General features: G+C 32.4%; 17 protein-coding genes. 11 read left to right on the top strand and 6 right to left on the bottom strand.

What is annotated here, in order from left to right; translation table 11 throughout:
* Positions 1 to 69: 69 nt before the first annotated feature.
* Complete coding sequence (locus QZZ53_RS12125; RefSeq protein WP_296385012.1) at positions 70 to 4,566, bottom strand: CUB domain-containing protein; 4,497 nt, start codon at positions 4,564 to 4,566, stop codon at positions 70 to 72.
* Positions 4,567 to 4,728: 162 nt separating this feature from the next.
* Between QZZ53_RS12125 and QZZ53_RS12120 the strand changes: the two genes are divergently transcribed.
* The 3 genes from QZZ53_RS12120 to hemL are packed head-to-tail and all read left to right on the top strand — an operon-like array spanning position 4,729 to position 7,715.
* Entirely contained in the window at positions 4,729 to 5,622 is an 894-nt protein-coding gene (locus tag QZZ53_RS12120; RefSeq protein WP_296385010.1) for a pyridoxal-phosphate dependent enzyme, read from the top strand.
* Positions 5,619 to 6,425 (top strand): glucosaminidase domain-containing protein, encoded by an 807-nt coding sequence (locus tag QZZ53_RS12115; protein WP_296385008.1) that lies wholly within the window; start codon positions 5,619 to 5,621, stop codon positions 6,423 to 6,425. Before QZZ53_RS12120 ends, QZZ53_RS12115 begins: the two co-directional genes overlap by 4 nt.
* A gap of 3 nt (positions 6,426 to 6,428) precedes the next feature.
* A complete protein-coding gene (hemL, locus tag QZZ53_RS12110) occupies positions 6,429 to 7,715 on the top strand; it encodes a glutamate-1-semialdehyde 2,1-aminomutase (protein WP_296385006.1) in 1,287 nt (428 codons plus the stop codon).
* 50 nt (positions 7,716 to 7,765) lie between these two features.
* Here the strand turns inward: hemL and QZZ53_RS12105 are convergent, their stop codons facing one another.
* The 3 genes from QZZ53_RS12105 to QZZ53_RS12095 all read right to left on the bottom strand — a co-directional run bounded on the left by QZZ53_RS12105 (position 7,766) and on the right by QZZ53_RS12095 (position 10,222).
* Positions 7,766 to 8,089, bottom strand: coding sequence for a hypothetical protein (locus QZZ53_RS12105; RefSeq protein WP_296385003.1), 324 nt, complete (start codon positions 8,087 to 8,089; stop codon positions 7,766 to 7,768).
* Positions 8,090 to 8,192: 103 nt separating this feature from the next.
* The gene (locus QZZ53_RS12100) at positions 8,193 to 8,633 is read right to left on the bottom strand and encodes a Spy/CpxP family protein refolding chaperone (RefSeq protein WP_296385002.1); all 441 of its coding nucleotides are present in this window, start codon (positions 8,631 to 8,633) and stop codon (positions 8,193 to 8,195) included.
* 89 nt (positions 8,634 to 8,722) lie between these two features.
* Positions 8,723 to 10,222 carry a hypothetical protein gene (locus QZZ53_RS12095; RefSeq protein ID WP_296385000.1) on the bottom strand — a complete coding sequence of 500 codons (1,500 nt, stop codon included), beginning with the start codon at positions 10,220 to 10,222 and terminating at the stop codon, positions 8,723 to 8,725.
* 150 nt (positions 10,223 to 10,372) lie between these two features.
* Here QZZ53_RS12095 and yiaA point away from each other — a divergent pair, with 150 nt between their 5' ends.
* The 7 genes from yiaA (at position 10,373) to QZZ53_RS12060 (ending at position 16,707) form a co-directional block, all read left to right on the top strand.
* On the top strand, positions 10,373 to 10,858 hold the full coding sequence (yiaA, locus tag QZZ53_RS12090) for an inner membrane protein YiaA (protein ID WP_296384998.1): 486 nt from the start codon (positions 10,373 to 10,375) through the stop codon (positions 10,856 to 10,858).
* Positions 10,859 to 10,942: 84 nt separating this feature from the next.
* Complete coding sequence (locus QZZ53_RS12085; protein WP_296384996.1) at positions 10,943 to 11,638, top strand: CPBP family intramembrane glutamic endopeptidase; 696 nt, start codon at positions 10,943 to 10,945, stop codon at positions 11,636 to 11,638.
* A gap of 97 nt (positions 11,639 to 11,735) precedes the next feature.
* Entirely contained in the window at positions 11,736 to 13,031 is a 1,296-nt protein-coding gene (locus QZZ53_RS12080; protein ID WP_296384993.1) for a DUF2157 domain-containing protein, read from the top strand.
* 5 nt (positions 13,032 to 13,036) lie between these two features.
* Positions 13,037 to 13,609, top strand: coding sequence for a GDYXXLXY domain-containing protein (locus QZZ53_RS12075; protein WP_296384990.1), 573 nt, complete (start codon positions 13,037 to 13,039; stop codon positions 13,607 to 13,609).
* 29 nt (positions 13,610 to 13,638) lie between these two features.
* On the top strand, positions 13,639 to 14,517 hold the full coding sequence (locus tag QZZ53_RS12070) for an alpha/beta fold hydrolase (protein WP_296384988.1): 879 nt from the start codon (positions 13,639 to 13,641) through the stop codon (positions 14,515 to 14,517).
* Between the two features lie 34 nt (positions 14,518 to 14,551).
* Positions 14,552 to 15,298 (top strand): alpha/beta hydrolase, encoded by a 747-nt coding sequence (locus QZZ53_RS12065; RefSeq protein WP_296384986.1) that lies wholly within the window; start codon positions 14,552 to 14,554, stop codon positions 15,296 to 15,298.
* Between the two features lie 98 nt (positions 15,299 to 15,396).
* Positions 15,397 to 16,707 (top strand): hypothetical protein, encoded by a 1,311-nt coding sequence (locus tag QZZ53_RS12060; RefSeq protein ID WP_296384983.1) that lies wholly within the window; start codon positions 15,397 to 15,399, stop codon positions 16,705 to 16,707.
* Positions 16,708 to 16,782: 75 nt separating this feature from the next.
* Here the strand turns inward: QZZ53_RS12060 and QZZ53_RS12055 are convergent, their stop codons facing one another.
* A complete protein-coding gene (locus tag QZZ53_RS12055; protein ID WP_296385013.1) occupies positions 16,783 to 19,272 on the bottom strand; it encodes a zinc-dependent metalloprotease in 2,490 nt (829 codons plus the stop codon).
* A 91-nt stretch (positions 19,273 to 19,363) separates the two neighbouring features.
* Entirely contained in the window at positions 19,364 to 20,344 is a 981-nt protein-coding gene (locus tag QZZ53_RS12050) for a hypothetical protein (protein ID WP_296384981.1), read from the bottom strand.
* Positions 20,345 to 20,542: 198 nt separating this feature from the next.
* Here QZZ53_RS12050 and QZZ53_RS12045 point away from each other — a divergent pair.
* A partial coding sequence (locus QZZ53_RS12045; RefSeq protein WP_296384979.1) for a hypothetical protein occupies positions 20,543 to 21,158 on the top strand: 616 nt, incomplete at its 3' end.

Genomic DNA, 21,158 nt, shown 5'->3' with positions numbered 1-21,158 from the left:
AAAAAAACAAAAAAGAAAAAGACCTTAACTATTTAAAGTCAAGGCCAATATTTAGTTTTAAAAACTTTATTAGAAAATAACCTTCGCTATTTTTTGTTTGCCGTCAACCAATTTTATTTTTAAAAATAAAGCAGTGTCTTTTGGTTGTAGTGAATTTATTATAAAGCGATTAATGTTTACGGATTTATTGAAGAACAGTGTTCTGCCAAGAATGTCATATACTTCAATGGATTGGATATTTGCATAATCTGATTTAATAACAATTTTTTCATTTTCTTCAAAAATTTTAATTCCAATTGTAGAATCATAACTTTTAATATTAAGACTGTTGTTTGTGTATCTTAGAATGAATCTGTCTTTAAATTTTCCTATATCTGAGTTAAAAGTATATGGACTAGATCTTAAATCATGTATAATCCCTTCATGAGTGTCCTCAAGGTAAATGTCTTGAGAATTATTATCTTCAAATAAGCCATCAACACCACTAATTGATATTGTATAATTCCCTTCTTCAAGAATATCAAGTCCTAAAGGCACTTGATCATTAACATCAAAAGGTAGTTGACGTCCTTGTATCACCATGCGCTCGTCTTCTATCATGGAATAAATACTCATAGTGTTAGATTCAAAAGTATAAGCATCAAAAGTTCTGTCTTTTGATTGACTAGCACCTTCAATATAACCTACCATTGTACTAGAAGTTTGCTCACTTTCATTGCTTAAGTTGAGCCATATACGATGACGCTCAATAGTATTAGTTGTTTCAGTATTTTCATTGCTACTATTTCTATAAAAATTAGTATTATCATGAATTATGTTCCTCATGGAATTACTAAAAGTGACATTATTAGATCCATTATCAAAGTCTGCTAATACAAAGAAACCTTGACCTGCTCCAATAAAATAATCTGTAGCAACGATTTCATTAGGGTATGTGTTAGGTCCAGAAAGATTATAAGTTAAATAATCATTAGGATTATAGTTTAAGACATAATCGTCATAAAACGGGTCAGGATTAACTCCATTGGCATCTGTTCCATGTGTCCAGATATGTATTGCTCCTTCAATTGAGGAATTATCTACTCCACTAGAAGAATAACCAATAAATGCATTTGCACTAATTGCAGAAGGGTAAGGATTACCTATAAGATTCCAATTGTCGTCAAACGGTGTGACAGTTATTGAATTTCCATTAACCAAATGTGTAAAATCACAGTTAGTAGACAAATTAGTACCGCTTTCAATTATATGAGTAATAATGCCATTGTTAGGTAAACTTCCATAAACGGAAGTAGTATAGTCAGATGGTGTAGCACCTTGACTTGTTGGACCGCTAGATATATAACCTTTGCCAATATCCATATTTCCAGAATATACTTCCCAATCTCCATGGCAAAAAGGAATTATATTTGGAGTACAAGGGCCTGGAGGTAGAGTAAAAGTACCATTGGGTATTGTAGGTCTCCATTGATACGTTGCATTAGGTGTGTCAAGACCATAAATATTGGATAAACTCATGTTAGAAACAGGAGAAGACCAATACACATAGTCTGTATTACTTACAAAAGGCACTCTGTCCATAATTAATGTTCCAGTACCTATATTATTGTTTACATTAATCCCAATTTCGTTAATCTGAACCAAGCTTGAATTGTTTTGAATATGTAACACTCCACTATTTTGTATGTCAATAAAATCTTGTATAATTAAACCTGCGTAATCAGTATCAGTATTATTATCATCTAGAGTTAAAGTAGCACCAGCTTCAATGGTTAAATTTAATCCATCACCACTATCGTTTCCATATATTACAGGGTTATTAGTTGTATTTGGTATAATTACGCAGTCTGTAGCATCAGGAAAAGTGTCATCTGACCAATTTAAAGGGTTCATCCAATCATCATCAATAGATCCGTTCCAAACTTTTTTGCTATGTTGTACATCAATAGTATTGTCACAACTATTTTGGTCTGTTGCTGTATAAGTCTCAAAACCATCTGGTGCTGCATATACAGTAGCTAAATTCTCTCCCATATAAGCTGTAGTAAGTCCAGGATCTGTATATAATCCTATCTGTGGACTCCATGTGATTGTAGGTGTTACTGCAGGAGTCTCTCCTGTTAATATAATGTCATCTATATACCAGTAATTTAAGCCAAATGGAAATCCGTTTAATAGGAAACGAATTTGTAAACTGTTTCCTGATAATGAAGACAAATCAATAGTACGAGTTTCTGGTCCAATATTATTAGCAACATTGTTTACAACGTATTGATTTACCCAGCCAGTGCCATCTAAATTTGTTTGTATTGAAATGGTGTAAAGATATGAGCTACTATAATGGTTTAAATATTGTTCTAAGTTTAATTGTAAATTGGTTTGGCCATTAATATTAATTGCTGGTGAGGTTAATGTACGGTTTCCATTAGCCGTTGTACTAAAACCGCCAGATAATGTCGCTTCATATGGTGTGCCGCCTGCGTTTGATGAATTATTAATAGACCATACACCTCCTCCGATTCCATTATCTATTGTCCATCCAGTAGGGAGACCAGCATTGTCAAAGTTTTCAGGAAAAGGAGAAATAGTAGTTGTACCTCCTGGGATTCCAGCTGTAGTAGCAATAAGTTCTGAATAGTCAGAAGTACAGGTGTTTGCGCCAATAGGGTAAACGGTATCAGTAATATTTAAATTACATAAAATGCTGCAGGTAATATTTGCAGCCCAACCAGATTGCGTGCCACTTCCATTACTGGTAAAAACAAAAGTTAATTCGCCTGAAGGATTTGTTGCTGTAAAAGGACCTGGAAGTGTAGTTCCAGAAAATTGACCTAACGATGTTGCACCATCAAAAACTTCTAAAAAATCACCAGCAGCAAGATTAAAAGCTGTAAAAGTTGTAGTAACCGCATCTCCTGCTGTTATGGGTGTAATAATTGTGGTTTCGTTTTCATTAGGTCCATAATTTCCTGTAGCACCACCACTATCGTAAAACATATCACCACACGTAGGCGCTACTGTAATACAAGTAATGTCAGCAATCCATCCAGAATCTGTAGATGAACCATCACTAGTAAATACAAAAGTTAAAGCACCACTAGGATGTGTAGAAGTAACATTACCAGGGCTATTTGTGCCAGTATAAGTTCCTATAAGCGGAAATGTATTATTCGGACCATCATAAATATAGAGAAAATCATAGGTATTTTCTGTTTCAAAAGCTGTAAAATTTGCTGCTAAAAAAGTATTTGGTATGTCTGGTGTTAATGTTGTGGTTGTATTTTCACCATCAGAATAATTACTGCCAGCACCACCACTATCGGTAAATGTAGAACCGCATATTGTAGGTGGTACATAAGGTGCGCAAGTTAAGTTAGCTGCCCAACCACTATATACTACGGAGGAATCACTATCAAAAACAAAAGTTAAGGCACCAGTTGGGTCCGAAGATGTAAAAGGGCCAGGAATACCTGTACCATTGAAAACTCCTATTAGAGGCGATGCTGCTGTTGGTCCATCATAAATATATAAATCGTCGGCAAATTCTAAGTCAAATAATGTGAAAGTTGCCGTTACTGCATCTCCAGGAGTGTCAGGGAAAATTGTTGTGGTTTCTAATTCATTGTCTGAGTAATTGCCACTAACTCCACCACTATCATAAAAAATATCGCCACATTCAGGAGGTGGTAGAGGGCAATTTAAAGTAAAGCTAACATTACCTCCATTACTATTCTCAGAATCAAGCATAATATAATAGGTTGTACCAGCTATCATGTTAAAAGAACCGCTTGTTTCATTATTGCCAATTAAATCATCAATACATGTCCATCCTGTTACTGCACAACTTGTTTGATACAAATAATTTATATGATCGAAAGTTGAAATTTGAGTAATTGTGTAATTGCCAGTTACTGTTGGTGTAAATGAAAAAACAGCTTCATCTCCAGGAACGTCAATACAGGTTGAGTCGTTAATAGCTCCAAAACCAGAAGCTATTGTAGAGTTTATTGGTGTGGTGCCACAAACAGGTATATTGGTTATGCTATTACAAGGATCTTCAACCTCTGAAGCGCAAATATTAAAAGTACCTTCGTCAAAACCTCCCCATTCCCAAACACGAATATATACTCTTGTGCTAGGTGTAAGACCATTTAAAACACTAAAATTGGCTTCAAGAGTACCAGAACCTGAATCATCATCACATTCGACAATGGTTAAAGTTCCACCACAGGTACCTGTATAAAGCGCTGCAACACCATCATCAAAATTAGAGGTTCCAATGTGAGTTAAGTCTATCTGTATACTTGTAGTAGTAGGCCCAAGATCGATATAAAACCAAACGTCAGCACCATTATAGTTTGCACTTACTGGATCACAACCAGTAGGAGCGTCAATATTAGGATTGGTTAAATCTGAATCTGTAGCTCCAGTATTATCTCCAATAGCATATGTACAAGAGCCAAAAGCGCTAAGTGGTAAAGGAATAGCATTACAAGGGTCATCTTGCGAAAATCCTTTAATGCAAGTGGTAAAAATAATTAAGAGAAATAGTAGTTTTTTAATCATAATCTATAATTTTGGACGAGGCTACACCATAAATGTCACATAGTGTGCAATATTGTAGGTGATTCTTAAATATAGATTTGTAGGGTTTGGGCTCTTAAAAGTATCAAAAAATATAAGTATTTTAACGTTTTTTTTAATGTTTTATTCGAAATTTTAGTTAAAGTGATAAAAAATTCAGACTTAAGTAGTTTTCAGATTGATAATCAGGTCTTTATAAAACCAGAATATCTCATCCATCCATTCATTTCTGGTAATAAATACCGTAAACTTAAATATAATATTTCTGAAGCTAAAAAATTGAAGAGCAAGACTTTGTTGACTTTTGGTGGAGCTTTTTCTAACCATATATCGGCAACGGCTTATACTGGTATGGAAAGTGGTTTTAAGACCATTGGAGTGATAAGGGGAGATGAATTAGAAAGTAAGATAGAATCCAACCCAACTTTAAGATTTGCGCAATCATGTGGAATGAGATTTTTATTTGTTACACGAGAAGATTACAGGTCTAAATCTAGTGTAGAGTTTATTGAAAAGCTTAGGGTTAAATTCGGCGATTTTTATCTCATTCCAGAAGGCGGTACAAATAGTTTAGCAATTAAAGGTTGCGAAGAAATTTTAACTAAAGAAGACAATCAGTTTGATTATATCTGCTGTTGTGTTGGTACAGGAGGTACAATTTCTGGCTTAATAAATTCAGCGAAGGACAATCAAAAAGTATTAGGTTTTCCTGCGTTAAAAGGCGACTTTTTAAAAGAAGATATTCGTAAATTTGCCAAGAATGAGAATTGGGACTTGGTTACTGATTATCATTTTGGTGGCTATGGAAAAATAAAACCAGAATTGATTACGTTTATAAATAAATTTAGGAAAGATTACAGTATTCCGTTAGATCCAATTTATACAGGGAAAATGATGTTTGGGATTATGGATTTAATAGGGAAAGGGTTTTTTCCAAAAAACTCAAAAATATTAGCAATTCATACTGGTGGCTTACAAGGTATTACTGGTATGAATTTGAAACTAAAACGTAAAAACCTACCTTTAATAGACGAATGAAGACAAAATTTAAATATATAGTTATAATAATTGTTGCGTTAGCTTTTAGTTGTGGTTCCAAAAAAGGAATTGTAACAAAGAAGAAGAATAATAAGACTAAGACTGTTGATGTAAAAGAAGGAGCAAAAACAACTGAAACTGATATAAAGGAAGTTGAGGTTAAAACAACAAAACCTCCATCTTCAATAGATAACTATATCTCTAGTTATGTGACAATTGCAAAGACGGAAATGCGTAAATCTAAAATACCAGCAAGTATTACCTTGGCACAAGGTATTTTAGAATCTGGTTCTGGTCGTGGTCGATTAGCTGTAAAGGCTAATAACCATTTCGGAATTAAATGTCATGGCTGGAAAGGTGCAAAAATTTATCATGATGATGATGCCGCCCAAGAATGCTTTCGAAAATATAGAAAAGCTGAATCCTCTTATGAAGATCATTCTAAATTTTTAATAGGTCGTAAACGTTATGCTAAACTTTTTAAATTAAAGCCTAATGATTACAAAGGATGGGCAAAAGGATTAAAAGCTGCAGGTTATGCTACTGATAGAAAATATCCTCAAAAACTCATTAGCTTAATAGAACGTTATAAACTCTATAAATATGACGAAGAGGTTTTGGGTAGTAATGGAGTTGAGAGAGTTAGAGTTAATAGTGGTGTGATACGTCATATTATTGAAAAAGGGGATACCTTGTACTCACTTTCTAAACGCTATAACACTACAGTAGATATTATAAAAGATTTAAATAATCTAAATACTAATGACCTTACTATAGGTCAAGAAATAATGATTCCTAATTAATTTATGTTATATAAAAGAAGTAGTGCTTTATTTAAAGCAGCAAAAGACGTTATTCCTGGTGGTGTTAATTCTCCTGTAAGAGCATTTAGTGCTGTTGGAGGAACACCAATTTTTGCCAAATCGGCTAAAGGAGCATATGTGTACGATGAAGATGGTAACCGTTTTATTGATTATATCAATTCTTGGGGGCCAATGTTGCTTGGGCATGCATTTCCTCCTGTTGTAGATGCTGTAGTTGAAAAAGCAAAAGCAGGAACCTCTTTCGGAATGCCAACGGCTCTAGAAACAGAGATTGCTGAGTTGGCAGTTTCTATGGTGCCTAACATTGATAAGATTCGTTTTGTTAATTCGGGTACTGAGGCTTGTATGAGCGCAGTTAGACTAGCACGTGGATTTACTAAAAAGGATAAAATCATAAAATTTGCAGGTTGCTATCATGGACATAGTGATTCTTTTTTAATTGCAGCGGGAAGTGGAGCTGTAACTTTAGGAACACCTAATAGTCCAGGTGTGACAGAAGGTACAGCTAAAGATACTTTGTTGGCAAAGTATAATGATTTAAGTAATGTAAAAGAACTAGTTGAAGCTAATATCAATGAAATAGCTGCAATTATTATAGAGCCAGTTGCTGGCAATATGGGTTGCATCCCTCCAGTAGATGGTTTTCTTGAAGGATTAAGAGCGATTTGTGATGCGAATGATATTTTATTGATTTTTGATGAAGTTATGACTGGATTTAGATTGGCTAAAGGAGGTGTGCAAGAGTTGAAAAATGTTGATGCTGATATCGTTTGTTTTGGGAAAGTAGTTGGTGGTGGTTTGCCAGTAGGTGCTTTTGCGGCTAGAGATGAGATTATGAATCATTTAGCTCCGCTCGGACCTGTGTATCAAGCTGGGACATTAAGTGGAAATCCATTAGCTATGGCAGCTGGATTAGCTATGCTTAAATCTATTGATGCTGACAAAGGTTTGATGAATAGGTTAGATGAGAAAACTAAATACCTTCATAATGGTATTGCCGATGCTTTAAATAAGAACAAAGTAACACATACTATTAATAGGATTGGGTCTATGATTTCGGTGCATTTTTCTGAAGATGCTGTTGTGGATTTTGATTCTTCAGCTAAAGGGAATAATGAAACCTTTAAAAAGTTCTTTCATGGTATGTTAGATAAAGGAATTTATATTGCTCCGAGTGCTTTTGAAACATGGTTTATTACTGATGCGCTTACTTACCTAGATTTAAATGAAACTATTGCGGCAGTTGAGGCTATTGCAAAAGACTTATAAATAAAAAATCTCGCAATTTGCGAGATTTTTTTATGATTTACTTTGATTATTTATTCTTGAGAAAAAGATTTGTAACGTTCGTATTGCTCATCAGTTAAAGCCGCTTTGACTTGCTCATCTAATTGGTTTTCAATTTTAGCAACAACTTCTGGATTTGATGTATTATTCTTAAGACTAGCTCTAGCTTCTCCATAAACTCTTAGGGCATTATAAATTTCATCACGTTGATTGTCATTAAATTTTACATACTTTCTTAGAGCTTCTGTTTTTTCTGAAGCTTCAGCGTTTATTTCAATTTTAGATTGCGCCATTACAGATTGTGTCCCCAAAATCATTGCAAAAGCGAACAAGCATAGTGTAATTACCTTTTTCATTATGGATAGTTTAATTAATTTGAGTACTAAAATAAGAATTTTATTCAATTAAAAGAAAAAGTATCGCCTAAGCGATACTTTTTCTTTTAAAAACTATATGCAACTATTGTTTTTTGCTTCGTTTTCCATGTTTTCCATGTTTTTTAGGTTCCATTTTTTCAAACTTAGCATATTGTTCTGGTGTTAAAATGGTCTTGAGCTCACGCTTCATTGCAATCAGTTGATCGAGTTTGTGATTTTGCATTTTTACGCGTTCTTCTTTTGATGGTTTTTCTCTTTTTTCACCATCAGCTTTATGCTCTTTTCTTAAACTCTGATTTACTTCAGCTTGTTTTAGGATTAGTTGATGTACTTTTTGTTGTTGAGTATCAGTTAGGTCTAAATGCAATGTCATTTTTTTTGCTTTTAAATCTGCGATATCTTTAGGTGTCATGTCTTTTCTTAGTTCCATTTTGTCATGACGCTCTGATGCTCTTTTTCTTTTTTCTTGTGCCACACCATTTAAAGTAAATAGAGCTAAGGCAATTACGATTAATTTCTTCATTTTTTAATTGTTTTATGTTATATTAGTTAAGACTTTGATTGTTTATTATAGTTTAAATGAGGAATGAATTTTAACATCAATTTTAACAATTAAGATTTATTTAAAAGTTGAAGTGTTGTCTTGTGTAAATTGCTTTGTTCTATTTTGTTTTTTAACCATGCATAAAAGCTTATAACAAAGATATCTTCTTCATAAGTCGAGGTCCATTCAAAAGCTGTTTCTATTTTATTTTTAAAACCCTCTGTTGTTATAATGGTTTGTTTTTTATAATACTGTTCAGCAAAACTTAAGAAGGTTATAATACGCATTTGTCCAATCTCTTTGAGATAAGCTGTATAGCCACGATTAAAACTCTTTAATCTAGAGTAAAATAAATTGTCTTCTTGTATTTCTATATAAAGCAACAGTTCTGCGACGTTCTTTTTAATAACCCAATCTATTCCAGCTTTTTCAATATACCATTTATCTGTGTGATAAAATTTAGATAATATTGATTTTGCTTTATCGTATTCACCTTTCTGAAAGTAAAACATTAAAAGCGAAAGGTGTAAGTCTAGTAAGGATTCAATGTCATTATGTTTTTTCTCAATGACGCTTTTAATAAGAGAGATGGCTTCTTCTTGTTGGTTAGCGTAGTTGAGGTTTAAGGCTTTGACTAAAGTTTTCTTTAGAATAAATTCTTTTTGGTATATGCCTTTTTTAAGAACCATGAGTTGTTCCATCTCTTTAATGTACTTTATAGAGGCTTCAAATTTTTTGTTCCTAAAAAGCGTATTAGCAATGATGTAAACAATCTGAATTTGATAATAGAGCTGTTTATTTGTGTCTTTTTTATTCTTTAGAATATCGTAACTCTTTAAAACAAAACCTTCAATCTGAAAATATTTGGTTGTAACCAAAGCAGATATGTTTGCAATCGCTAAAATCTGATATAAGGATTTAAACGAAAGAGATTCATTAAGTTCTATATGAGATGCTTTTAGAATTTGGGTAAGCTCAGTTTCAAAATTTATAACTTTTCCTTGATAGCTTATTGCATTTAAAACCGTCTTTAGTTTAGCGTACACTATATTTAATTGGTCTTCTAATTGATGTTTTTTCTGGTTTTCTTTTTGTTTAGAAATTAGAATTTCTAAATCAACTTTTTGGTAATTTGGAGCATACTGAATTTTAGTATGATAGATTTCGTTAAGAATTGGAAATAGTAAATGCTCGTCTGCAAGGCGTTCAGCTTTGTCTAAAATTTTATAAGCGATATCATAGTTTTTTTGAAGCAGATATGTGCGAGAAGCAAGGATGTATTTAATAATCTGCATATCTATAGAATTTTCGTCTTCTAGATTTTTATTTGCTGTAAAATCGATTAAGGATTGAAATAATCGCTTTCTAAGTGCATGGTAAGCATTGCTTTTTTCTGTTTTGTAGAGTTGTTTGCAAATTGATTTAGAATCACTTTCAGGTTTAGATAATAACTTAAATAATTGCACATTTTTTGTATCCTTTCTTTTATTCTTTTGATGTAGATAAGCTACAAATTTCTGTTGCTCTTCAGAATTTAAAGTATCAATTATGGTTTTTATAGCTATCATTTAGTCGTCATAATTATTTTTATAAAGACAATAAATATAAGTTTTTAAAATAAATAATATAAATTAAGTCGTCAGTTTTATGTAAAGATTGATTTTTGTGCTATTTGGTTTTGTTGCAGATTTGTCCTGTAATCATTAAAACAAAACATTATGAATTATCAAACAACAGTTTCATTAAAAGATGAAGAAAAAGTAAAAACAAAAATCAAGGAAGAAAAAGTTTATAATCAGAAACCAACTCCGGCTTTTATTGGAGCATCATGGACAGCCTTACTTATAGGTATGACTTCATATTGTATTGGACTTTGGAATGCTACTATGGAACTCAATGAGAAAGGTTACTATTTTACAATTTTACTATTCGGTTTGTTTTCTGTCATTTCAGTGCAAAAAGCAGTTAGAGATAAGTTAGAAGATATACAGGTTACTGATATGTATTATGGAATTAGTTGGTTTACATCCATAGCTGCAATCGTATTACTAGTTATTGGTTTATGGAATGCGGATTTAGAATTAAGTGAAAAAGGATTTTATGCCATGTCGTTTACTCTTAGTCTTTTTGCAGCTATTGCAGTGCAAAAGAATACTAGAGATGTAGCATATATTGATAAAGAAATTGAAATTAAAGAAGACTAAAAGTAGTTTTGATGATAGGTTAGTTAGTAACCCAAAACCTCGCAGATTGGTTTAGAACTGCGAGGTTTTAAATTAAGATTCATCATGAAAAATAAATTAACTAAATATCTTATAGAGTTTTCAAATACAAAGCTCTCAAGGCCTATTTCTGATAGAGTAAGAATTCTAGAAATCATTACAGTAGCACTAACAGCTATTGGTAAATTTCTTTTTGTAGATTATCTTAATTGGAGGTTGCCTTTTGTGCTAATTACAATTCTTGGTTGGTCCATTTATGTTTGGTATCGTTACAAAAAAAATAATATGGTGTTGAAGGATTGGGGTTTTAGATTAGATAATTTTAAATCCGTTATAAAACTTGTATTACCATTTGCTATTGTTTCAATACTGTCTTTTTTTATCATTGGCTATTTTCAAGGGACATTAAACATAACTTGGCATATTATACCATTACTAATAACATATCCTATTTGGGGAAGTGTTCAACAATTTTTAGTTATTGGATTGGTTGCAGGAAATTTGAATAGTTTAAAAAGCTTTAAATTTAAAAGAGCAACAATCATATTTGCTACAGCTATTTTGTTTTCAGTTGTTCATTATCCATCAACTTGGTTGATGCTAGGTACTTTTATTTTAGCATTGTTTTATGGCTATGTCTATTTAAAAATAAAGAATATCTATGTGCTTGGAGTGTGTCATGGATGGTTAGGCGCTTTATTTTATTACACAGTTGTTAATCAAGACCCATTTGCAGATGTGTTTTTGAACTATTTAAATTAAACGTATTATGAAACGAGCATGTTCAAAATTTTATCACCAATAGAAATGATAAATAGCGAACAGCATGTGTCCATAAAGAAACAATAAAAATAAACTCATGAAATCAAAACTATTAAATGAATTACCGGAATTATTAGAGCATAATATTATTTCAGATGATGTAGCTTCAAATATTACCGCGTATTATCAATCGAAAGCAGATGAACAACCAAACAGATTGTTTACTATTTTTGGAGTGTTAGGTTCTGCTTTAGTTGGATTAGGCATTATATTAATCCTTGCTCATAATTGGGACAATTTTTCTAAGCTGGTTAAAACATGTTTTGCTTTTCTACCACTGATTTTAGGGCAGGTAGTTTCAGGATATAGTATCTTGAAAAAGAAGAGTCAAGCATGGAAAGAATCTTCTGGCACGTTTTTGTTTTTTGCCATTGGAGCATCAATAGCACTTATTAGTCAGATTTATAATATACCAGGAGATTTGAGTGGGTATTTGCTAACATGGATTGTATTGGGTCTTCCTCTAATTTATGTACTTAATTCAAAAGCGGTCACGATGCTAATTATTGTTTTTGCAACATATTATGCTTGCGAGTTAGGTTATAGTTTTGGTAATGCTGATAAAGCACCTTGGTTATATTTCGCAATGTTATTAGGTACAATTCCTTTTTATATTAATTTATTAAAGCAAGCACCTAAAGCAAATTCAACTTCTATTTTTAATTGGTTATATGCGCTAAGTCTCACTATAATTCTTGGGGCATTTATTGGGTCTAATTGGTCTTTAGGCTTTTTAATGTATGCCATGCTATTTGGTTTGTTTTATAATTTAGGAAAGATGCATGTTTACAACAATCAACAATTGAGACGGAATAGTTTTGTGGTAATAGGCTCGTTAGGAACAGTAATATTGTGGATGATTCTTAGCTTTAATATGATATGGAAAGAAATGCAGAATGAACTTATAGTTTTCAATTCATATGAGATGTTAATATCCATTGCCTTATTTATTGCCGCTTTAGGACTATTGCTTTACTCAAGAAAGAATAAGGAAAATTTAAAATTCAATCTATTTCAATATATGTTTATATTATTTGTGGTTGTATTTGCTATAGGTCACAGTAATTATGGATTAGGTACAATATTTACGAATGTTATTGTGCTAGCTTTAGGAGTGTTTGCCATTAAAATTGGCGCTGATAGTTTTCGATTTAGTATTCTAAATTATGGACTTTTAATTATTACTGCAATGATAGTGTGTCGATTCTTTGATACAGATATGAGTTTTGTATTACGAGGCCTATTGTTTGTTAGTGTTGGACTTGGGTTTTTCTTAACTAACTATATAATGCTTAAAAAGCAAAAAGAATTGAATCATAAAACATTAAAATAAAACGTATGAAGACGATACATGTATTTCTAATATTTATAGCTGTAGTAATATTGCAGTTGTTTGTGCCTGCAAAGATGATTTTTGATAAAGAAGCGGTTTTAAAAACAGGAACAGTTTATAAATTTAAAACCAGACCTATTGATCCAAGTGATCCATTTAGAGGGAAGTATGTAACTTTAAATTATGAATTAAACACTGCCGAAACTATGGACTCTACATTGAGAAGGGGAGATAAGATTTTAGTTTATCTCGAAACTGATAGCTCGGGTTTTGCTAAGCTTCATAGTGTTAGTAAAACTGAAAAAAATAGCGATAGAGATTTTGTTGAAGCAAAAGTACAATGGTATAATTCTAAAAGTAATAGTGTGAATTTTCAATTGGAATTTAATCGCTATTATATGGACGAATTTAAAGCAAAACCTGCGGAAGATATTTATAGAGAATACAATAGAAGACGAGACACTATAAATAAGACTTATGCATTAGTAGCTGTGCAAGATGGTGAAGCCGTATTAAAAGATGTGTTTATAAATGATAAGCCCATTCTATACTATATTGAAAAGCAGGATAATCAATAATTTGTATATTGTGTAAATAACAAGCATCTATGGCATACTGGGTTTCGACTGCATTTTTAATTTTAGTAATATATATTGGTATTAGTGTCGCCTTATATTACCTACAAGATTATATGCTGTTTAAACCAGAAAAACTACCAAAGGATTTTCTGTTCGATTATGAAAACCAAGAAACTAAAGAGTATAATTTAGAAACTAGAGATGGTGCCGTAATTAATGGATTGCGATTTTTTCCAAAAGGAGAAAGCAAAGGAGTGGTGCTATATCTTAAAGGAAATTCTAAAAGCATTAAAGGTTGGGGAAAGTTTGCAGTAGATTTTACAAGACATGGTTATAATGTTTTGATGGTAGACTATCGTGGTTTTGGTAAAAGCACAGGAAAACGATCTCAAAAGGCTATTAAGCGCGATTTGCAACTCGTTTATAATAAGATAAAAGAGTTAACAACAGAAGACAGGATAATTCTTTATGGACGCTCATTAGGCTCTGGTTTCGCTACGAAATTAGCTTCAATGAATAATCCTAAACTATTAATCTTGGATGCGCCATATTATAGCTTAACTAAAGTTACCGCACGTTATGCCCCTTTTATGCCTTTGTCTTTGTTGATGAAATATCCTTTACCAACATACAAATGGTTAAAATATGTGCAATGTCCTATTCATATTATTCATGGCACGCACGATAAGTTGATTCCGTATAAAACGAGTGTAAAATTATCTCAAATTAAACCAAAACTCACAAAGTTGCATACGGTTATTGGAGGTGGACACAAAAATTTAAATAATTTTGAATCGTATCATAGTATGTTAGATGATATTCTTAATAGTCAACCCAAAACCATTGATTTAGAAACCACAAGTATTAATGTTATTCATAGCTCAAAGAAAACAAAAAAGAAAGCTTAAAAAGTTAGTTATTATACTTTTTGGTCTATATGTTATGATAGGATCAGCACTTCACTTTTTTCAAGAAAAATTATTGTTTTTACCAACAACGCTAGAGCAAGATTATCAATATCAATTTGACTATCCTTTTGAGGAGTTGTTTCTTAAAACGGATGATGATGCTGTAATAAATGCACTACATTTTAAAGTAGATAATCCAAAAGGCGCTATCCTTTATTTTCATGGTAATGCAGGCGACCTTAGTCGTTGGGGAAATATCACTGAATATTTTGCTGCAATGCAATACGATGTTTTAGTTATGGATTACAGAACTTATGGCAAAAGCAAAGGAAAATTAAGTGAGCAAGGATTTTATAAGGATGCTCAGTATTGCTATGATTATTTGTTGAAACAATATTCAGAAAATCAAATTACGTTATACGGAAGATCTCTCGGAACAGGAATAGCGTCTTATGTAGCTTCAAAAAACAATCCAAAACAGCTCATTTTAGAAACACCTTACCACAGTATTTTAGATGTAGCAAAACAACGTTTTCCAATCTTTCCGGTTAAGCAATTGTTGAGGTATCATTTTCCTACGTTTAAAAACTTGCCTAAGACGCTTTGTCATATCACAATTATTCATGGCACAGACGATAATCTTGTGCCATATACTTCAGGTAAGAAGCTTTCAGAATTAGGTTTAGATAATTTAAATTTTATAACCATCGAAGGTGGAGATCATAATAACCTTATTGAGTTTAAAGATTATCATAAAATTATAAAAACTATACTTCCTTAAAATAGGTTTTTACTCATTGAAAAGCAGAGTACACTCATTATGTGTTCTTTAACCTAAGTTATCATAATACTTTTAGTTGAATCAAAAAACGAAAGATTATGCAAACAAAAACAAAAATTTTAGTTGGAATTACAGGTGTTATTGCGCTATTTGTAGTTACAGCTTTATCGGTTAACAAAACTTCAGAATGGCAACAGGTAGCAGAAGCAAACAGAGAAAAAGGTTGTGTGTTTATGACCACATTTGGGGAGCAGTCTTCTGATGGTTATGCGCAATTTAAGATAAAAGAAAATATACAATCCATTGTCAATGATGGTTTAGGTTGGTTGGCAAAAGCACAATTAGAAAACGGAGGATATGGAGCAGGTAGTCATAATAGACAAGAGGAAATGAATCCGTATGCTGTAAATGCAGATCCTGCAACAACGTCAATGGCAGCTATGGCAATATTGCGAAGTGGCAGTACATTGAAAAAAGGGCAATACAAAGAGCAACTTAAAAAAGCATTAGAGTTTTTGTTAACTCAGGTCGAAAGTGTGTCTAAAGATGATACGTTCATCACCTCAGAAAAAGGGACACAGATACAAAGGAAACTAGGAAATAATATAGATGCTGTTTTAACAGCACAGTTCTTTTCAAATTTATTGAAAGATAAAATTGATAGAAAAACAAAAAAGCGTATTGAGAAATGCTTGGATATTTGTGTGGATAAAATTCAAAATGCAACAGGATCTGATGGAAAAGTAAAAGGAGCAGGTTGGGCTGGAGTTTTACAATCTGGTTTAGCGACAAGTGCTTTAGAATCTGCTGGTTCAGTTGGTGCAACGTTAGATGAAGTTGTAGTAACAAGTCAGAAAAATTATCTAAGAGATAATTATGATGAAGATTCAAAATCTGTAAAAACTACAGATGGAGCAGGTATAATTTTGTATTCAGTTAGTAATTCTGCACGAGGCTCTGCAAAAGATGCAAGAAAAGCTAGAGAGTTAATTGCAAAAGCAAAAAAAGATGGTAAGCTAAAAGAGGGAGATAAAGTTACTGTAGAAAATCTTCAAGATATTGGTGTTTCAGAAAACGAAGCTATAGGTTACACTTCTTCTTACAATGTTTATAATGCTTCCAAAGTTCAAGCACAACAAAATGATGTGATGTCTGGTTTTGGAAACAATGGAGGTGAGGAATTTTTAAGTTTTTTACAAACAGGAGAGTCAATGGTTGTTAACGATGACGATGACTGGAAAACTTGGTATGATGATGTTTCTGGACGATTAATGAAAATTCAAAATAGAGACGGAAGTTGGAGTGGTCATCACTGTATTACAAGTCCTGTGTTTTGTACAGCTACAAGCCTTTTAATTTTGTCTATTGAAAATGATATAGAGAATTTAAAACAAACAGGTGAGGAATAATATCCTTCATTATTAAACATAAAAAAGGCTTCAAATTAATTTGAAGCCTTTTTTTAAATTGTATTCTAATTTAGATTACTTAGGATCTAAAATAAGATTAATACGCTCTATTGCATCTGCAATGTGTATTCTGCTCATAGAATCTCCACCACGTGCTGAACGTAATTGACTACGTAATGTTTTTAGCTCAGCTCTTACAACTGCTCTAATATCTGACTGACTTGTGTTTACAGCAGTAGATTTTTGGTAACCTCCAAAAGCAGGCGCTTTACGTTGGTTCTTAGCGGTCATTAAATAACCTAATCTATCAATATGTACACGTTGTAAGTTACGTCTGTATGTGTCAATTTTCTTTCCATTTCGTAATTCACTCCAAACACCAGTACGAAGGTCTCTCATCATTTCTGTTAGAGAATACGCCTTACTATCGTAAGTATTTGCTTCTGTTAAACGTTGCATTTTACCTAAACTCAAAATGTTATTAAGTGTTCTTGCTTGTAATGCTCTAACACGATCTACAGAACCAGAATATTCAATACGATCAAAAATAGTTTTATCAATTAACCACTCTGGAGTTGTAAATAAATTTTCTTGAATAAATTTCATTGCTCTTTTTTGATGGTCTTTAGCTACAGCAGTATAAACTGCTCCTGGTTGATCTGCAGCCTTATAATGTTCATAAACTCCACCAATATTATTAGAAACATGTCCCATGTAACGGTTAAATTGAGAAACTACATGACCATACATTTCCTGTAAATCATCATAGTCTTCTCCAGCTTCTGTCGTCCAGCTAATTAAGTTAGGAACAATACGCTTTAAGTTTTTAATTCCGTAATCACTAGCTAACATTGCATCATCACCTAAATCTTCAGTTTGAGAACTTGGATCGTGAATATCACCTACTTGTTGGTGTCCAAAACGATACATTGGATCTCCAGCATGGTCCATAATCCATTTATTTAAAGTAGATTTTTCATCTTCAGCAGATGTGTCTAAAATAGGTTTGTAACCCCAAGCAATAGCATATTTGTCATAGATTCCAATGTTTGGCATTAATGCTACTCCTTCATCACCTGGTTGAGCTACGTAGTTAAAACGAGCATAATCCATGATTGATGGCGCAGTACCAAACTTTTGTGTAAATGCAGCATCACGTAATTTTTCTACAGGATAAGCAACGCTACTTCCCATGTTATGAGGTAAGCCTAAAGTATGTCCAACTTCGTGTGCAGATACAAAACGAATTAAACGTCCCATAACTTCATCTTTAAATTGAGGACTTTGAGCATCTGGATTAATAGCAGCAGTTTGTACAAAGAACCAACCACGTAATAATGACATTACATTGTGATACCAGTTAATGTCACTTTCTAAAATCTCTCCAGTTCTCGGGTCACTTACGTGAGGACCATTTGCATTAGGAATTGGTGACGCTAAATAACGTACTACAGAATAACGTACATCTTCTGGACTCCATTCTGGATCTTCTTCAACAGAAGGAGGATCCATAGCTATAATCGCATCTTTGAAACCTGCAGCTTCAAATGCTACTTGCCAATCTTCAATACCTTGCTTAATATATTTTCTCCATTTTACGGGAGTCGCTCTGTCAATGTAATAAATAATTTGTTTTTTAGGAACAACTAATTCTCCTCGATTAAACTTTTCTAAATCTTCATCTTTAACTTCTAATCTCCAACGATCTAAGAATGTTAAAGATTTACTTTTTTGGTCTCCTAAGCCGTAATCTGTTTGACTTCTAGCAAACCACCCAACACGCTCGTCAAAATAACGACGTTTCATAAGGTTGTCTGGTAAAAGAATCATCGAGTTATTAATTTCTATAGAAATACTACCTGTACTTGAGTTAGAAGGTGGAGAACCAGCAGCATAAGTTTTTACATGTCTCGCTTCAATATTTCTTGGGTAACTTTTAATATTTTCAATAAATGATTTATCACTTTCTAAACGTGTGATTTTGTATGGCCTTCTTCTAAATTGAGGTAAACCTAAAGATTTTACATCCTTTGAGAATAAAGGAGAGGCATCAATTACAGTGCTTGTAGAATCCTTACTATATGCTTTAATTGGGAACGTGTATAAAACAGGTTCAAAGTTAGAGTTAGAAACGGCTTCATTCACAGGAAGTGAATCTGCAGCAACAACGTTATAAGACACAACACGTAGTATAACTTTTTTTCCTTTTTTCTCCCAACGTAATACTTGTTCGTTTTGTTTTCCTCCACCAAAGCCTAAACCAGCTGCAGTTTTAGAAATACGAGTTACCATAAGCATTTCTCTATCAAATAAAGAATCAGGAATTTCGTAGTAATACTTGTCATTTAAAGTATGAACAGTGAATAACCCTTTGTCGCTTTTAGCATCTTTAGTGATGACCTTATTATAAGGTTTTGGGTCATTTTTGCCAGGCTTTTTTGCTGGTGGTTTTGCCATTGCGGTGGCATTTTTTTTCGATTTGCTAGCTTTTTTGGCTGTAGAACATGAAAATGCCAAGAAAGCCGAAACTACAAGAAGTAGCTTGATTGATAAATGTTTCAAAATAGTCGGTTTTATTAAATTTTGATGAAAATACGGATTATACTAAGAATCTTTCAAAATCAGGATCGATTTTAGTATTTTTTTAACGTGATTCTTAAAGTGTATCCAAATATGCTTGTATTACGTCTACTCCTTCAGTGTGAAGTAGTGTAGTTCCTATAAATGGCATACCTATTCCTTCTATAGTAGTTGAAATTCTGTATTGGATACTAAAATTTCGTTCTACAATATTACTATCCTCTAATCGAGTTTCGAAAGCAAGATCTAAAGTAGACTCATTTTCACAATAACCACCTGGTATATGACAATGCGCACAGTTTATGTCCATGTATGCTCTAGCTCTAGATTCTAATGAATTTGAAGTGTCTTCCCAGTTAGGAAGCCTTGTAACAGGAGTACTGTCAGAGAAACCTGTTAATTGACCATTGTTTGTAAATTGTTCTAATTGATTAACTCCGTCAATTTCAAAATTCATAGATCTTAATTTTGGACCAATTGGTGTAGCTCTATTAAAAGTACTATGACATGTAAAGCAATCAGTGTCAGACGGAATTTTATAAGTTGTAGAATTATTAGTTCCGTTTGCATCAATCCATGTTACGGGTATTTCACTTCCTACTAAATCCAAGGTTGCGTCGGTTTGGTCTTCATTCCATTTGTAATCTCCTGTTTCCCAATCTCCATTAAGTTTAATAAGAATACGAGTTTCAACTATGGTCTTTCCTAAGGATAAATCTCTATCATCAATATTATAATAAAATGTTTTAGCGATTACAGTATTATTTGGAAAAATTGGTAAATCATTACCATCAAACTCCATGCTTGTGTTTTCAGGCAGTGCAATAATACGTTGTTTATGAGCGTAATCTGAAAATAATGTAGTGTTGAGTTGATATTCGAAAGCATGTGGAGTAATGCTGAGTTCATTTAAGTTTCCTGTGAATAAATTTAATTCAGACAGGTTGGTTTTAAATTCTGCAATTACAGCAGGTTCAACAACAGGAGTTACTGAATCATCATTTTCACATGAAAACGCAAAGAATGCAGTAAGACATAGAATAAAGTACTTTTTCATCTTTTAGGGCAATTTTTCTGATTTATAGCTGGTTGTGAAATTAATAATTTTGAATTAATTCACAAATTTTTTTTTCAACTTCAAGAATGATTATGTAAACATAGTGTATAATAATACTTATTTATGATAAGTCTTAATCAAGATTAATTTGAATATTAATAATTTTAATAGCTTAGCAAGATTCAAAATAATTAGTTTATGTTTTTCTTAATATTTGGTATACGAAGCTCTAAAGTTAAAAGTAAAGAGCTTAAGGGAAATACAGTTTGCAGTAAATGCAATAGTGTTGAGTCTTTTAATGTGCAAGGTAGTGCTAGCTACTTTTACTTGTTCTGGATTCCTTTAATACCATTAAGAAAGTCTGTTGAGTTTATTTGTAGAAAATGTGGTCAGCATCATTATAAAGAAACTGCTCCTAGAAATGTTATTTCTAATTATGAGAGTGAACCTTTAAAACGACCAAAATGGCATTTTCTAGGACTTGGATTAATTGCTACATATTTTATTACTTTAAATGCTTATGGTTTTTTTAAAATTGCTAAGGATATTAAATCTCAAAAAGAGTATGAGGTTAAAATATATGAAGAAAATAAAGAGTTTTATAATGATTTGGCTTTGGTTACTGCAGATCCAAGTATGAAAAATGATACTATTTCTAAACAAATTAAAGCTTCAATTGATTTTACGCCATACAGTATTAACCAGAATGACGTATCCTACTTTTCTAAACAAAATTCTAATAAATTACTGGTTTTACTAAATATTGAAAAAGGCCAAAAGATAGATGACGTCAATAGAATACTTTTGATAAAAG

Origin of the sequence: Winogradskyella sp. (genome assembly GCF_016744625.1) — a bacterium.
In the GTDB taxonomy this organism is placed as follows: domain Bacteria; phylum Bacteroidota; class Bacteroidia; order Flavobacteriales; family Flavobacteriaceae; genus Winogradskyella.
This window is presented reverse-complemented; position numbering and strand designations above follow the sequence as displayed.

What these genes read in the sequence shown, in the direction of transcription:
- QZZ53_RS12050 (WP_296384981.1), bottom strand. Translation starts at nt 20,344, where the DNA reads ATGAAAAAGTACTTTATTCTATGTCTTACTGCATTCTTTGCGTTTTCA.
- QZZ53_RS12075 (WP_296384990.1), top strand. Translation starts at nt 13,037, where the DNA reads ATGAAGACGATACATGTATTTCTAATATTTATAGCTGTAGTAATATTG.
- QZZ53_RS12100 (WP_296385002.1), bottom strand. Translation starts at nt 8,633, where the DNA reads ATGAAGAAATTAATCGTAATTGCCTTAGCTCTATTTACTTTAAATGGT.
- hemL (WP_296385006.1), top strand. Translation starts at nt 6,429, where the DNA reads ATGTTATATAAAAGAAGTAGTGCTTTATTTAAAGCAGCAAAAGACGTT.
- yiaA (WP_296384998.1), top strand. Translation starts at nt 10,373, where the DNA reads ATGAATTATCAAACAACAGTTTCATTAAAAGATGAAGAAAAAGTAAAA.
- QZZ53_RS12125 (WP_296385012.1), bottom strand. Translation starts at nt 4,566, where the DNA reads ATGATTAAAAAACTACTATTTCTCTTAATTATTTTTACCACTTGCATT.
- QZZ53_RS12085 (WP_296384996.1), top strand. Translation starts at nt 10,943, where the DNA reads ATGAAAAATAAATTAACTAAATATCTTATAGAGTTTTCAAATACAAAG.
- QZZ53_RS12115 (WP_296385008.1), top strand. Translation starts at nt 5,619, where the DNA reads ATGAAGACAAAATTTAAATATATAGTTATAATAATTGTTGCGTTAGCT.
- QZZ53_RS12080 (WP_296384993.1), top strand. Translation starts at nt 11,736, where the DNA reads ATGAAATCAAAACTATTAAATGAATTACCGGAATTATTAGAGCATAAT.
- QZZ53_RS12060 (WP_296384983.1), top strand. Translation starts at nt 15,397, where the DNA reads ATGCAAACAAAAACAAAAATTTTAGTTGGAATTACAGGTGTTATTGCG.
- QZZ53_RS12105 (WP_296385003.1), bottom strand. Translation starts at nt 8,089, where the DNA reads ATGAAAAAGGTAATTACACTATGCTTGTTCGCTTTTGCAATGATTTTG.
- QZZ53_RS12070 (WP_296384988.1), top strand. Translation starts at nt 13,639, where the DNA reads ATGGCATACTGGGTTTCGACTGCATTTTTAATTTTAGTAATATATATT.
- QZZ53_RS12065 (WP_296384986.1), top strand. Translation starts at nt 14,552, where the DNA reads ATGATAGGATCAGCACTTCACTTTTTTCAAGAAAAATTATTGTTTTTA.
- QZZ53_RS12095 (WP_296385000.1), bottom strand. Translation starts at nt 10,222, where the DNA reads ATGATAGCTATAAAAACCATAATTGATACTTTAAATTCTGAAGAGCAA.